19 protein-coding genes are annotated in these 12,739 nt (G+C 40.9%); 14 read left to right on the forward strand and 5 right to left on the reverse strand.

Translation table 11 applies throughout. The features are described 5' to 3' along the window. The first annotated feature begins 49 nt into the window (after window positions 1–49). Complete coding sequence (locus ABXS85_RS05485) at window positions 50–391, forward strand: hypothetical protein (RefSeq protein WP_353669032.1); 342 nt, start codon at window positions 50–52, stop codon at window positions 389–391. Between the two features lie 97 nt (window positions 392–488). Continuing rightward, window positions 489–863 (forward strand): nuclear transport factor 2 family protein, encoded by a 375-nt coding sequence (locus ABXS85_RS05490; RefSeq protein WP_353669033.1) that lies wholly within the window; start codon window positions 489–491, stop codon window positions 861–863. Between the two features lie 63 nt (window positions 864–926). Here ABXS85_RS05490 and ABXS85_RS05495 read toward each other — a convergent pair whose 3' ends face one another. Both ABXS85_RS05495 and ABXS85_RS05500 read right to left on the reverse strand, forming a co-directional pair. Further along, window positions 927–1,208 (reverse strand): type II toxin-antitoxin system RelE/ParE family toxin, encoded by a 282-nt coding sequence (locus ABXS85_RS05495; protein ID WP_353669034.1) that lies wholly within the window; start codon window positions 1,206–1,208, stop codon window positions 927–929. Further along, window positions 1,205–1,489 carry a damage-inducible protein J gene (locus ABXS85_RS05500; protein ID WP_353669035.1) on the reverse strand — a complete coding sequence of 95 codons (285 nt, stop codon included), beginning with the start codon at window positions 1,487–1,489 and terminating at the stop codon, window positions 1,205–1,207. Before ABXS85_RS05500 ends, ABXS85_RS05495 begins: the two co-directional genes overlap by 4 nt. A gap of 488 nt (window positions 1,490–1,977) precedes the next feature. Here ABXS85_RS05500 and ABXS85_RS05505 point away from each other — a divergent pair, with 488 nt between their 5' ends. The 10 genes from ABXS85_RS05505 to ABXS85_RS05550 all read left to right on the forward strand — a co-directional run bounded on the left by ABXS85_RS05505 (window position 1,978) and on the right by ABXS85_RS05550 (window position 9,024). Then, window positions 1,978–2,475, forward strand: coding sequence for a DUF2867 domain-containing protein (locus ABXS85_RS05505; protein WP_353669036.1), 498 nt, complete (start codon window positions 1,978–1,980; stop codon window positions 2,473–2,475). Window positions 2,476–2,588: 113 nt separating this feature from the next. Beyond that, window positions 2,589–2,954 (forward strand): cupin domain-containing protein, encoded by a 366-nt coding sequence (locus tag ABXS85_RS05510; RefSeq protein ID WP_353669037.1) that lies wholly within the window; start codon window positions 2,589–2,591, stop codon window positions 2,952–2,954. A 236-nt stretch (window positions 2,955–3,190) separates the two neighbouring features. Next, window positions 3,191–3,514, forward strand: a complete 324-nt coding sequence (locus ABXS85_RS05515) for a hypothetical protein (RefSeq protein ID WP_353669038.1) — start codon at window positions 3,191–3,193, stop codon at window positions 3,512–3,514. A gap of 96 nt (window positions 3,515–3,610) precedes the next feature. After that, window positions 3,611–3,889, forward strand: a complete 279-nt coding sequence (locus ABXS85_RS05520) for a type II toxin-antitoxin system RelE/ParE family toxin (protein WP_353669755.1) — start codon at window positions 3,611–3,613, stop codon at window positions 3,887–3,889. Then, on the forward strand, window positions 3,889–4,182 hold the full coding sequence (locus tag ABXS85_RS05525) for a HigA family addiction module antitoxin (protein WP_353669039.1): 294 nt from the start codon (window positions 3,889–3,891) through the stop codon (window positions 4,180–4,182). The genes ABXS85_RS05520 and ABXS85_RS05525 overlap by 1 nt, the downstream gene beginning before the upstream one ends. A 1,164-nt stretch (window positions 4,183–5,346) precedes the next feature. After that, the gene (locus ABXS85_RS05530; protein WP_353669040.1) at window positions 5,347–6,174 is read left to right on the forward strand and encodes a helix-turn-helix domain-containing protein; all 828 of its coding nucleotides are present in this window, start codon (window positions 5,347–5,349) and stop codon (window positions 6,172–6,174) included. 42 nt (window positions 6,175–6,216) lie between these two features. Next, a complete protein-coding gene (locus ABXS85_RS05535) occupies window positions 6,217–6,615 on the forward strand; it encodes a VOC family protein (RefSeq protein ID WP_353669041.1) in 399 nt (132 codons plus the stop codon). Window positions 6,616–6,643: 28 nt separating this feature from the next. Beyond that, the gene (locus ABXS85_RS05540) at window positions 6,644–7,015 is read left to right on the forward strand and encodes a VOC family protein (RefSeq protein ID WP_353669042.1); all 372 of its coding nucleotides are present in this window, start codon (window positions 6,644–6,646) and stop codon (window positions 7,013–7,015) included. Between the two features lie 118 nt (window positions 7,016–7,133). After that, on the forward strand, window positions 7,134–7,463 hold the full coding sequence (locus ABXS85_RS05545; RefSeq protein WP_353669043.1) for a hypothetical protein: 330 nt from the start codon (window positions 7,134–7,136) through the stop codon (window positions 7,461–7,463). A 286-nt stretch (window positions 7,464–7,749) separates the two neighbouring features. Further along, window positions 7,750–9,024 carry a GGDEF domain-containing protein gene (locus ABXS85_RS05550; protein ID WP_353669044.1) on the forward strand — a complete coding sequence of 425 codons (1,275 nt, stop codon included), beginning with the start codon at window positions 7,750–7,752 and terminating at the stop codon, window positions 9,022–9,024. Between the two features lie 134 nt (window positions 9,025–9,158). Here ABXS85_RS05550 and ABXS85_RS05555 read toward each other — a convergent pair whose 3' ends face one another. Further along, complete coding sequence (locus tag ABXS85_RS05555; RefSeq protein ID WP_353669045.1) at window positions 9,159–9,254, reverse strand: DUF2798 domain-containing protein; 96 nt, start codon at window positions 9,252–9,254, stop codon at window positions 9,159–9,161. Between the two features lie 314 nt (window positions 9,255–9,568). On the opposite strand from ABXS85_RS05555, the gene ABXS85_RS05560 reads away from it, so the two are divergent. Both ABXS85_RS05560 and ABXS85_RS05565 read left to right on the forward strand, forming a co-directional pair. Next, window positions 9,569–10,495 carry an Mbeg1-like protein gene (locus tag ABXS85_RS05560; protein ID WP_353669046.1) on the forward strand — a complete coding sequence of 309 codons (927 nt, stop codon included), beginning with the start codon at window positions 9,569–9,571 and terminating at the stop codon, window positions 10,493–10,495. A gap of 123 nt (window positions 10,496–10,618) precedes the next feature. After that, window positions 10,619–11,254, forward strand: a complete 636-nt coding sequence (locus tag ABXS85_RS05565) for an NAD(P)H-binding protein (protein ID WP_353669047.1) — start codon at window positions 10,619–10,621, stop codon at window positions 11,252–11,254. 368 nt (window positions 11,255–11,622) lie between these two features. Here ABXS85_RS05565 and ABXS85_RS05570 read toward each other — a convergent pair whose 3' ends face one another. Beyond that, window positions 11,623–12,138 (reverse strand): adenylate kinase, encoded by a 516-nt coding sequence (locus tag ABXS85_RS05570; RefSeq protein ID WP_353669048.1) that lies wholly within the window; start codon window positions 12,136–12,138, stop codon window positions 11,623–11,625. Window positions 12,139–12,337: 199 nt separating this feature from the next. Continuing rightward, window positions 12,338–12,721, reverse strand: coding sequence for a carboxymuconolactone decarboxylase family protein (locus tag ABXS85_RS05575; protein ID WP_353669049.1), 384 nt, complete (start codon window positions 12,719–12,721; stop codon window positions 12,338–12,340). Window positions 12,722–12,739 lie beyond the last annotated feature (18 nt).

Genomic DNA, 12,739 nt, shown 5'->3' on the forward strand with positions numbered 1-12,739 from the left:
ACGCTGCGCTACAAATTGCCAGTGAGCGCAGCGTTAGGCATCTATATAAATGAAGATACGAAAAGAACAAACAGTTTGCGAATGGATAGGTGTTAATCCAAATGAACCCTTAGCTGGCACAAAGCTAGGTATTGCTCTAAGTACTTTAGGCAAAGAACCAATTAATGGCTTAAGGCACAAAGAAGAAAATGGGACAAACGGTTGGTATATTTGGTGCGGTGAAGAACTATCAGAAAATCCTGATTTTTTCTCACCGTTGCATGTTGAGCATGTATCTAAATATCTCCCACAAATACTAGAATATTTGGCTCTACCAGCTGGCTATCGCTTCTTAATAGACAGCAACAACTACGAAGATGTTTGGTTTGATGGCGAATTACTCAATGCATAACAAGTACATTAAAAGTCGCCCGCTAAAAGCGTGGGCTGGACTCGCTGTCGCTCGCGCCTGCTTGCGATGTTAGTTGTATAAAAGTCTGGAGATATTAATGACGCCAAAAGAGGTAGTGATTTTATTTTGGGAAGCAATGGAGTCCAATGATTTTGCCAAAGCTAGTCAATGGCTTTCCGAAGATTTTGAAGGGTTTTGGCCTCAGAGTTCGGAGCTTATTGTTGGACGTGAAAATTTCACAGCAATAAACCATTATTATCCTGCAAGCGGTAAATGGTTATTTGACATCAATTCTATTGTTTGTGAGGAAAATACGGTTGTAACGGATGTATCAATAACTGATGGTGAAGTCAAAGCAAGAGCAATTACATTTCATACCGTAGAAAATGATCTAATCAGGAAACAAGTAGAATTTTGGCCAGAAGATTATCCAGCACCGGAGTGGCGCTCGAAATGGATCAAAAAGGTCTAGAGGTATGAAATACAACTAACAAATCGCATCAATTGACATAATGTAGTGGTCAATATTGTGGCGTTAGTTGCTTTCAGGGAATTTTTGCTTTTGGTGTAAGACTCGGAGAATGTGAAGGGTTTCGTCTTTTATGAAATAGGAAACTATCATTGAGACTTCAGGAATAATTAATAATCTTCCCGGTATACCTTCTCTCTCAACGCCCATTAGAGGTTGTTGATTCAAGTTTTCGATTTTTTTCTCAATTATTGCGTCCGTTTTTTCTGCTGCTAATGGGTTAAATTCGTACAAGAATTCGAAAATAGCCTCACGATCGTTCAGCGAACTTTTTTCCCAAACGATCATTTTTTGGCTTTATTCCTAATTTTCATTTTTCGAGCTTCCATGTCCAAGTTGGCCTCTTCATGGCTAACAAACTCACTCTGCCCTTTTTCTAACTTGTTAAACGCAGCATTTACTTCATCAGTAAGCCACTGGTCATGTGTCATTATTTTGCGTTGCTGTTCAGCAAGTTCTTCAGTAAGTTCTCTACAAGCGTCACTTAAAGTACGCCCTTGGCTTTCAGCCATTGTCTGAGCCAAGCGTTTGGTTTCTTCATCCACTCTAAATTGTATGCGAGTATCCATGGTAGACTCCTTAGACATGTACGCACAAATGTTAGCACGCACATTGAATTAACGACAACTATCTTCGAAACTTGTCGCCATACTGGTAGAAAAAACGCTGAAGATTCCTCAGGGTCAGAGTAAAATTAAATATGATTCCGCGAATTCTACTCTGACACCTTTTAATTACCTTTTAATCCATATTGCGAAGATATTTCTCGTTTTGTGCCATTCAATAGTCAAGAAAATGCGCGTTTTGCACTGGCAAGAAATGAAAAAGCGTTTTAGTATCAATGGGTAAGAATCTTCGCAGAAAAAATAACAGGCTGTGCTCACCTAAAAGAAAGATGAAATAACGCGCACACTCGTTTTTCCATTTTTGGGTTTTGTGAATAGGTTTATAAAAGCATTATTTTTCAGTTACTTATAGAATATTTGGCGAAATTTTGGCATTGTCTAAACGCGCATGCGCACTATTAAAAATGTTATATGCTCCAAGGAGGTTTAGCATGGTTTCAGAAATAGATTTCCCAGTAGAAACGAAGATTAATGGTAAAGAATTAAACTCATATTACCGAGATTCATTTAAAGTACAGGTTAATAAAGTCGACCTAGAAGCGAAAAATGTATATCACAGCATATTTGGTTTTTTGCCAAAACCAATTCAGCTAGCATTATCGTTACGTAATTCAATTGTTAAATACATTGGCTTTTCTGCTAGCAATACTGAAATGAGTTTGCCTCTAGAAGATATAGAATCAGGTAAAAAAGCAGGTTTTCTCATTATTGAGTCTGTCGAACCTGATGAAGTTGTTTGTGGCGCTTATGAGCCTAATATGGATATGTGGTTATCAGTTTTAAAATTGTCAGAGCGCGATTTTGCCGTTTCCACTTTAGTAAATTTAAAAACTAAAACTAGCAAGATATATATGGTGTTTATAAAACCATTTCATAAATTGGTTGCTAAATATTGTATTAAACAAGCGCTCAAAGCAGGTCGCATATAACAAACGCTTCAACAAAGGACGCAAAAAAGCTTGGCTTGCGTCACTTCGTTCCTTAATTTTAGTCAAGCTTTTTTGCGCCTGTTAAGCGGGCGCTATGCATCCAGGAAAGTTAAATGGAAAAAATAAATATCAGTGAAAAGTTTTCTTTGTTCAGCGAAACGTGGACCCCTAAAATTATTGCCGAATCCAATGGCCAACTTGTCAAAATTGCAAAAGGCGAAGGCGAACTCGTTTGGCATTCACATGAAAATGAAGATGAGCTATTTATAGTTTTTAAAGGCAAGCTTACATTAATGTTACGGGATCGTTCTGTAACACTGCTTCCTGGAGAGTTGTTTGTCGTCCCAAAAGGAGTAGAACATTGTCCCGTTGCTGAAGAAAATACACACTTCATGATGATTGAGCCAGCAAGTACTGCACATACAGGAACGGTTGTATCAGAACAGACTGTCGGCCTTAACAAACAATCGCGTATATGATGCATAACAAAGCGCTTAACTCGTTCACTGCGTTCACTGGGACACAAATGCGGCGCGCCTTCGGCATTATCGCGCCACGTTCGTGCCCGTTAGCTTAGCGTTATATCCGAGTTTAAATAATGATCTACAAACTTCTCAAAAGCCATTTGGATACAGATGTGCTTGGATGCTGGAAGAAACATTTGTCGCACTTTAATAAGGTTATTGGATACTCAGCCACAGGAACAATTTTTCTTATGTCTTCCGAGACAAATGAATACATAGCCTTTTATCCGAGTATGCCTGGTAATAATTGTAAAAATTACGGTGTATTTAAAAGCGAAGATGAGTTTGAAAATACAATTTTGAAAGAACCTTCATTCCCGCAGTATTGCTTGTACCCAATTAACCCAGAAGATCTGCAAGTTCTGGAATCGAACCTAGGGCCACTCGACAATGAGCAAGTTTACTACCCTATTCTCGATCCCATTCTTGGTGGCTCTTTAGAGCTAGGCCGATTTGATAAAGGCAATGTTTGGATCAGGACAGAAATTGTCGGGCAAAATCGGGGCATCGAGTAATGCACATAACAAGCGCATTGCGATTCACACCAGTTGACAATGTGGACAGCAGCGACTAGTTTGCACCTCGTTGCGCAACACGCTACACTCAATCAGATGATTAAGTCATTTAAACATAAAGGTCTGAAGTTGTTTTTCGAAACAGGAAAAACGTCAGGCATTCAGACAATGCACGCGAAGAAACTTCGTATGCAATTAGCGGCTATCCATACCGCACAAACCATCGATGACATTAATCTACCCGGTTTTTCCCTTCATCAACTTAAGGGAGACAGGGCCAATATTTGGTCAATATCAATTAACGGTAATTGGAGAGTTACTTTCGAGTTCACGGATGGTAATGCTTACATCTTAAATTACGAGGATTATCACTAATGAATATGCATAACCCACCACACCCAGGTGAATTTATCGAAACCATTTACATGGCACCACATGGCATCAGTTGCCGAGCATTAGCGAAGCATCTTGGTGTGGCGGCCTCAACCCTTAATCGAATCGTCAAAGGCAAAAGTGCTGTCACGCCAGAAATGGCTTTAAGGCTATCAAAAGTATTGGGACGAAGCCCCGAAAGTTGGCTTAGCATGCAGGACAATTATGAACTTTGGCAGGCCAAGCAAAACATCAACTTAGACAATGTTCAGCCAATCGATCTGACGGCAGCCTAACAGGCTTGATAGCTTTTTGGGATTTGTTTTGCCCGATATTTTGTGAGTTTCTTCTGAATGGTTTTGGTCGGGGAGGTTTTTTAATCTCTGCCCGAGGGAGCTTTTGCTTCCTCTAAATGGCTTTGGTTGGGGGCTATATTACCTCTGCCCGAGGGAGTTTCGAGTTCCTCGGATTGGCTTTGGTTGGGGGGCTTTTTTTAATCTCTGCCCAAGGGAACTTTTGCTTCCTCTGAATGGCTTTGGTTGGGGAGCATTTTTCCGCCTTTTAATTCTGGGAAAGGCTAGGCGGGTAACTTTTGCCAATCGATGCAACACTCTCTTTCAATAGGAACGCAAAAAATCTTTTGGGTCCTTTCGCGCATTCCATTACTGCATTAAAAAGCGCGTCGAGCATTTTTTGCTGACAGGCTCGTTGCCTCTTTTTACGTTTAAAAGTGTTTCACATCTGATGAAATCTTATGTTCCTTTCCCTTTTTAAATACAACTTTAGCTTACAATAAAAGTTGTATTTTGGTTTTCTATAGAGCAAGTCTAATGTTTAATCTGCCTGAGGGTTCTTGGTTTTCCTCTGGTTGGCTCTGGTTGGGGGCTATATTACCTCTGCCCGAGGGAGTTTCGAGTTCCTCGGATTGGCTTTGGTTGGGGAGCTTTTTTCCGCTTATAAATTCTGGGAAAGGCTAAGCGGGTAACTTCTTATTTGAATTTAAGAGTAGCGCCACAAAGCTCACTTTCTAAAGGTAAGCAAAAGGTCGCTTTCATCCTTTCGCGCAATCCATTACTGCATTAAAAAGCGTGTCGAGAGTTGCCTCAAGAAGCTCATTATCTCTTTTTACGTTTAAAAGCGTTTCACATCTGACAAAATCTCATGTTCCCTCCCCCTTTTCTTTAAGAGGAAAGCTAGGATGAGGGGGATTCCAGTATTCTCAAGAAAATGATTTCCGACTGGCGAAGTACAAAACACTGTTCTAGATTGAATCCAATATAGGAATCATTAAGGTCTGAGTGATTGGAAAGGGTGATAGGAAAGGACAAAGGCAATCAGTGCACTTTAAATAGCAATAAATGGCGGCCAAGCGCTTCTTGTTAGGTATTGATTTTGCTAATAAAAATTGGCTTGCCAACAGAAGAGAGATTGGATGAGAACGAGTCGTCGGGAAGGCTTATATGTTGGACATCAGTTCTAAAATATTTTTAGATTATAATCCGCTTCAAGGAAAAGTCGCTGATGGTCGCATTTTTAAAACCCAGCAACCATCCGTTGCCATGACCCCTTGGGTGCAATCCTATTGGCAGCTCACGGTGCCCAAAGGCCTGTTTCACTACCACAGTGTGCCGGACAATTGTGTTGATTGGATTATCAATCTGGATTGCTTCGAAGATAATTTTCTTATTCCGCCATTTCTGTCATCGACTGTGTTTCACATTGATGGCCCAGGGTCGTTTTTTGCTATACGTTTTCGAGTTCTAGGTCATAAAAGCTTAATTTCTGTACCTTTAGGGGAATGGGGTGAGCTGGGTATGATAAAGGCAGAAGATGTATTACCTAGGGAGGTCCTTTATTCTGTATTTGACACCATTCATAGGGCAGAACATTTTGATAAGCGCTGTCGTAATTTGTCGGCTTTGTTGCTCTCGGTCATCAAGCTGCCAGAGATAGATCCGCGCCTAGGGAATTTTATTCGCTTCTGTTATGAAAATATCGGCTCTCATCTTGATTTGTCAGATGGCCAAAGCTCTGAATTCGGTGTGTCTGCTCGTCAGCTTAGACGCTTGGCCAAACAGCATGTTGGCTTATCTCCGAAAGATTTTTACCAAGTAATAAGGTTTCAAAACACCCTCAAAACCATGAAGGCATGGCCACAGAATAAAGCTTATTTGGATCATTACTACGACCAGCCTCACTTTGCACGCGAATTTAAACGCCTGTCTGGTGTCACGCCGACACAATTCAGAAATATGTCCGTTTTGTACAATCACGACTCTTATGAATGAAAAATAATGCGATTCCAGCAATGAATAATAGGAGCTAATAAGATGATTAACATTGACGCCATGTTTCCTGTGATGGTGACAGCAAATTTGGAAGCGGTGAAAGCATTCTATGAATCTGTGTTTGGCTTTCATGCCGTATTTTACGACCCTGATTTTTACTTGCATTTGGTATCGGCCAATTCTGGTGTTCAGCTCGGTTTCTTGATGCCAGAGCTTGCCAGTCAGCCTGACTTTCTTCGACCATTAATGTCGGCCGATGGCTATGTGATATCGTTAGAAGTTAAGGATGCCGCTCACGCCTATGCGCAAGCTCAAAAAATGAGTTTGACGATTGCGATGGCACTCAAAGAAGAAACCTGGGGACAAGTGCATTTTATGCTTCAAGACCCAGCAGGTTTTCGAATCGATCTGGTCCAACATATAGAGGTTTCTGACCACTAGTCACAACACTCTGTAATCGGAGAAAATTATGCAGCTTGGATGTTTCTCAGTCAGTTTAGCCGTTAATGATTTAGACAAATCGAAAGATTTTTATGAAAAATTAGGCTTTGAGGTTTTTGCAGGTGATCCATCCCATGGATTTTTGATCATGAAGAATGGAGACACAAATATTGGGTTATTTCAGGGTATGTTTGAAAATAATATACTGACCTTTAATCCTGGTTGGGATCAAAATGCCAAGTCGGTTTCATCATTCGATGACGTTCGAGCGCTTCATAAAAAGCTTCAGTCTGAAGGAATAGAGATCATTCAAGACGCCATCACAGGAGAGCAAGGACCTGCCAGTTTTTCGGTCATTGACCCTGATGGTAATCAAATACTTATAGATCAACATGTTTAAGAAGACCAACACTCTTGCACAGGATTCATTAGATTATTAGGGGCAAAGTAAAATTAAATACCATTTTGCTTTGCCGTCTTTTATCTTAAATATAAGTTTATGAAAACAGGGTGATGATATGCCTATAGCAAATTGTTTGGTCTCTTCTAAGTGTCAACCTGGCAACACAAATTTGATCGATTTGTGGGCGAATGCATCCGGGCAATCATCAGAACAGATGACCGTTACCATCAGTCATTACGATCAACAATTTGGTCATGACTATGAGGTGATCGTGAATCTGTATTTACCTTCCCTATGGTCAAAAAACACTATTTCTCTTTTACAAACGGGCTTATCAAAAGCCCTATCAGAACACTTTAGCTTGCCCATTGAACAGGTTTTCATCATGACAAGCCTAATTGATTCGGGTTTTGTTGTAGAATCCGGAGAAGCAGTTAACTGGTAAAAAACTAGCTGGTAAAGAAAGCTTATGGGCTATCTGCGGCCCTAAAACCTGCCAACTCCTTCACTTCATCTCATCGTTTCAAACATTGGCACCCTTGCATTTTCTCTCACTAGCCAAATAAGAATTATCAACTACACTCAATGACTATGGCCTAATAAAAATAACAAGGTATCGGTCAAGGTAATTGCCTAACTACAGTAAGATACCTGCAAAAGACGTTACCAGACCTTAACCGCATTTTTTGTGCGTCTTTTCGATATAACACAGACATGGTTATGGAGGATTTATGTTTTGGCCCCATCATAAGATACCCCATCTCCCCCCTTTGTTGACTCAAAAATGGGATGAAATATACACCCCCAGCCAGCTCATTCGCAGCATGTTTATTCTATTGTGCATCTTGGGCAGTGCTATTCTGATTTTTTCCGCCCTCACCATTTACTGGGTTTCAAAAGCCTACATTCTTGATCGAGCCGAAGCGGAAGCCATTAGCATCAGCCAATCTTTTACCAACAATCATTATGAATTGGTACTCGCCAGTGAGAATGCCAATATTGATATTAGTAACATGGCAGAGGACAAATTAGACACAGCCTTTCGCCAGACATTAGCGCCTTTTCATATGATCAAGGTGAAGGTCTTCACACCGGATAGAACCATTGCCTACAGTACGGATAAAAGCATTATCGGCACCACAAATATTGGCAATGATTCCCTTGAAAAAGCGCTACTAGGGGAAGATGTTTCTAAGATGTACACTAAAAACAGCGAAATGGATTTACGCTTTGAACAACATTTTGATATTGACGTGGTGGCGACTTACACACCCGTTTTTAATCAAGCAGGACAGATCGCTGGTGCCTTCGAAATCTACCAAGATGTGACTCGCTTTCGCGATGACATGAACACGGCCATCCTTACTGGCACTTTGATTGTGCTGACCAATCTATTGATTATTTTTTTCATCGCCTATCGATTTATGAGACTGCCACTGTCTGCCCTAAAAGTAGCCCATAAAAAGTTACAGAGGATGGCAACAAAAGACAGTTTAACGCAGATAGATAATCGCTCTCAGGCATTGTCTTTTTTTGATAAGGAAATATACCGTTTGAATCAGTTTGGCGGCAAACTCAGCATTATTTTAATGGATTTAGATAAGTTTAAATTAATCAATGATACCTATGGACACCCCGCGGGGGATGAAGTGATCAAGCAATGCGCAAAAGCCATTCGCGCTTGCCTTCGCCAAGGAGACTGTGTGGGCCGCTATGGGGGCGAAGAATTTATCATCATATTACCCCACGCGAATGAACAGCAAGCCTTTAATGTGGCTGAACGAATCCGTAACGTCATCAAAAACCTAAAGATAGTGTACGATGGAAAAACCATTCCGGTTTCCATCAGTGCAGGCATCACTGAAGTGCTCTCAACAGAAGAAAACACAGATGAGGTTATAAACACGGATGACCTTATTAAAGAGGCGGATCAAGCGCTTTACGATGCCAAAGCGAAAGGGCGTAATTGCAGTATTTGCGCATCCCAGTTTGCCATGGCCAAATAACAGCAATAGCCAAATAACAGCAATGGTCAAATAACAGCAATAAACAAGTTACCAGCTATGGCTGGACGATTTTCACAAGAACACCGCAGTTTGGCCCTGCGGTGTTGGTTATTTATTGCATCCTAGGGCTCTGTCTACTGAGTTATTTTCGCCACTATTTTTCTGACCAAAGGTGCGACAATGGCAACCGTGGGGAAAGCAATTGGCCATGTGGTGATACAAGTTCTCAACCACTGTTGAGCAAAACCTGTGTGAATGCCTTGTGACTTTGATAAGTCGAAATCAAAGTAAAATGTCTTTCCATATCAATCCTCCCTAGTGGCAAATAATGTCTCTCATCATATTGGCAATATTCTTCCCTCTCTTCTAAGCTGAATTGATGAGCTCTTCCGAGTTCGTATCATGGATTCCAATAATAATCACCGTCACTTTTTCGTTATTTTTTTTAATACTGCCAGAGTTCACACGACTCAATGTGAAGAGACGTTTTGTCTGATTTCGGCTTTTAATCTTATCCATCACTCTGCTTCTTAAGGAGAAATCTATGAAACGATTCTTCATTTTTATATCCTTAATAGGGCTTGTAGGCTGTGCTCCATTAAAACAAGAGGTTGTATTATTTCCTGATGAGTATGCCCCATCCACACATGAGGTAGTGGACTTCAATAAACCCAGTGATCGACCGAGATTTCTCAGTTGCAACTACGAACATTATGCAGATGCTTACAGTAATCAGGTGCCAGATAATAAAAACCACAATAAAGCCGCCGTAGCCGCTTATAAATTCGCTTTAATGGCTAGCAATAGTTATCACGATAATGCTTTTTTTACGATTAAAGATTGGCACTATGTTAAGCACTATCGTGGTAAAGAAGGAAGCCATCAAGAAATAGAGTTTCAAGCCGACATCTGGGAATACAGACAGCAAGATCAAGTTGAGAAAATTGCCATTGTGTTTCGTGGTACAGATGGAAAAGGTGATTGGGATGCTAATTTAAAGCTGGCTACGGAACACTCTGGCCGGATGCCAGCCCAATATCAAATCGCAAAGACATTATACAATCAGCTTAAATCCCGTGATGAGTATAAGCAGGCAAGGGTTTATTTAGTAGGACATTCTTTAGGCGGCAGTCTTGCTTATCATGTGTCTTGGTATCATGAGAATGTGCTTGCATTTACCTTTAACGCTTCAGAAAGAAAATGGGTATCTGGTAAGGCGACAAAAGCGACACGATATGTTCTAAGAGAAAATGACGAAATACTGACCAGAATAAAGTTTATTCGCTATTTTTCGCCATTAGCACCTGATACGGTCACAGCTGAAGAGTACGATTTTTCTTTAGGAAATAGTATTCGACAACACAATATGTACAACTTCGCCAGAGGCCTGTTGCTCCTAGCAGCAGCGAATGGTGATTCAGACGCAAAAGCCATTCTAAACGATAACCTCATGTGTGAACTGGCTTTGTGAATCGTGTTGGTATTAACAAAATTTTTCAAACTTACCTTTATGATAGTACTTACTTTAAGTAAGCAAATGATATTATGATCATGCTTTGAACGATAAAAAAAATTATTCAGTTTGGAGTAAAGTATGAAAATTGCCATTTTGGGTGCTACAGGTTTTGTTGGCCGAGCAGTATTACAACAAGCTATCGAAGAAGGCTATGATGTAAAAGTCCTAGTGAGAAACCCTGCAAAATTAGCTATCTCAAGTGACAAAATAAAAGTCATACAAGGCAGTTTAGAAGACAAAGAGAAAGTAGAGGAAACACTGGCTGGTTGCAGTGCCGTTGTTAATGCAGCTGGCGGTGTGAAAGGCTCGGATCAATATGAAGCCTTCATCAAAATTACAGGGATTTTAGTGAACGCCATGAAGCGCGTTGGCATCAAAAAATTAGTCAGCATTAACGGTACAGGCACCATTTTACCTAATGAATATGTTGGTTTTAAGCGTCGTTTTTTAAGCACCATTGTCGGTATTTTTTTAAAGCACATGAAGGATGCGAAGAAAGCGGAAATGCGAATATTATTAAAACAAACAGACATTGACTGGGTAAGTGTCCGCGCCAATTTAATTCTGAAAAAGCCAGCCACAGGAAAGGTGGTGGCCGACGATCAAAAAATGCCAGGCGGTAAGATTACCCTACCCGATCTCGCCAAATTTATGCTCGATCAAATTGACAATGACCAATGGATTCATAAGGCGCCATTTGTTGCCATAGCCTAACAAAACTGAACACCAGGGAAGGTACCAGTCCACTGACTAGGGCAACGTGCTCCCGCCCTAATGCCCTACCTCCATGTAGATCTCCTTTGGGTCTTTATCAAGATTCAAAACTTGAATATGCTGATATCAGCTTTCGGCGTCTTATGCCAGCAAGTGCATCATAAAATTACTGCTGTGTTGAGGCTGATAAACATCTTGCAACATAAAGGCACAACTACCCAATGTAAAATAGGCCAGCATGAAAATAAGACACCATTTCAAACCTCATTTTTTGGGTAAAAAAATCGCCCCTTCAAAATCCTTAGCTGGAACAAAGGCTGTTATTTCGACTAAATTCAAATTTTTCATACTGCCCACTGCCTTATCCATTATTGAAAATTCCGTGTCGCGAACTGATTCAATTCAGCAACCGATTTGATGACATAGACTTGCTTCTCAGCAGAATAAGCCTCTAATTTGAGACTAAAATCTTGATTCCAAAATAACGGACAAAGGCGTAAGGTTTTATAACTTTGCCAACTGCCCTTAAGGATAGAACTGCCCTCAGGCCAACCTTCTGGTGTAACAAACACACCTTTGAGCAAGCGTTTGATCACAAACCAATAGCTGGTTGCATAGGCAAGATCCACATAGATCAGGGTGTCTGCAATCTCTAGCCGCTGATAAAAAGCGCTGATCGGACCAAAACCGTCGATGATCCAAGTATTCGTCGACAAGAGTGCGGCGTGCGCTTGATCAAAGACTTCGCGTGGCACCAAGTCGCCATTAGCTTGATAAACCAAGCTATCCAATGGGTGTAAAGGCAAGCCGGTTTGCGCAGCCAAGGCTTTACTTAAGGTGGATTTGCCACTACCAGGCTTGCCAAATACCGCGACTTTTTTCATGGTTTCTCCTCAATTTTTTCTATGAAAATGACCTTGAGGGAGTTTTAAATGCACATAAAAAAACCCACCTCAAGGGTGGGTTTTAACAATTTTGCACACATCAAATCCCACCATTCCTATGGAATGATGATAATTCGAGCGACCTGATGTGATGGATTCGTATTCATGTCTTTATACTGCGTTAGTTAGCGTCGTTAAGTCAACCTATTTCACTGCGTTCTTGTAGGACATCTTGAAAGGCAAACATGCCATTTAAGGCCGCTGGAAATCCAGCATACACTGACATTTGCAATATCACTTCTTTAATTTGCGTCTCACTGCAACCTACATTAAGTGCAGCATTAAGATGGACTTTAAGCTGTGGCTGACAATGTCCCAATGCCGTCAGTGCCGCCACAGTAGCAATTTCGCGGGATTGCAAATCCAAACCCGGTCGAGCATAAATGTCACCAAATGGGTATTCAATGGTATATTGGGCTAGGTCAGGACAAATGTCTTGCAGGCTTTCGATCACCTTTTCGCCCGCTTCGCCATCAATTTTTGCCAGCTGTTCCAGACCAATTTCGTAGCGCGTACTTTGCATCTTGATGCTCCTGAGTAG

This window comes from Marinomonas sp. THO17 (assembly GCF_040436405.1).
Classification (GTDB): Bacteria; Pseudomonadota; Gammaproteobacteria; order Pseudomonadales; family Marinomonadaceae; genus Marinomonas.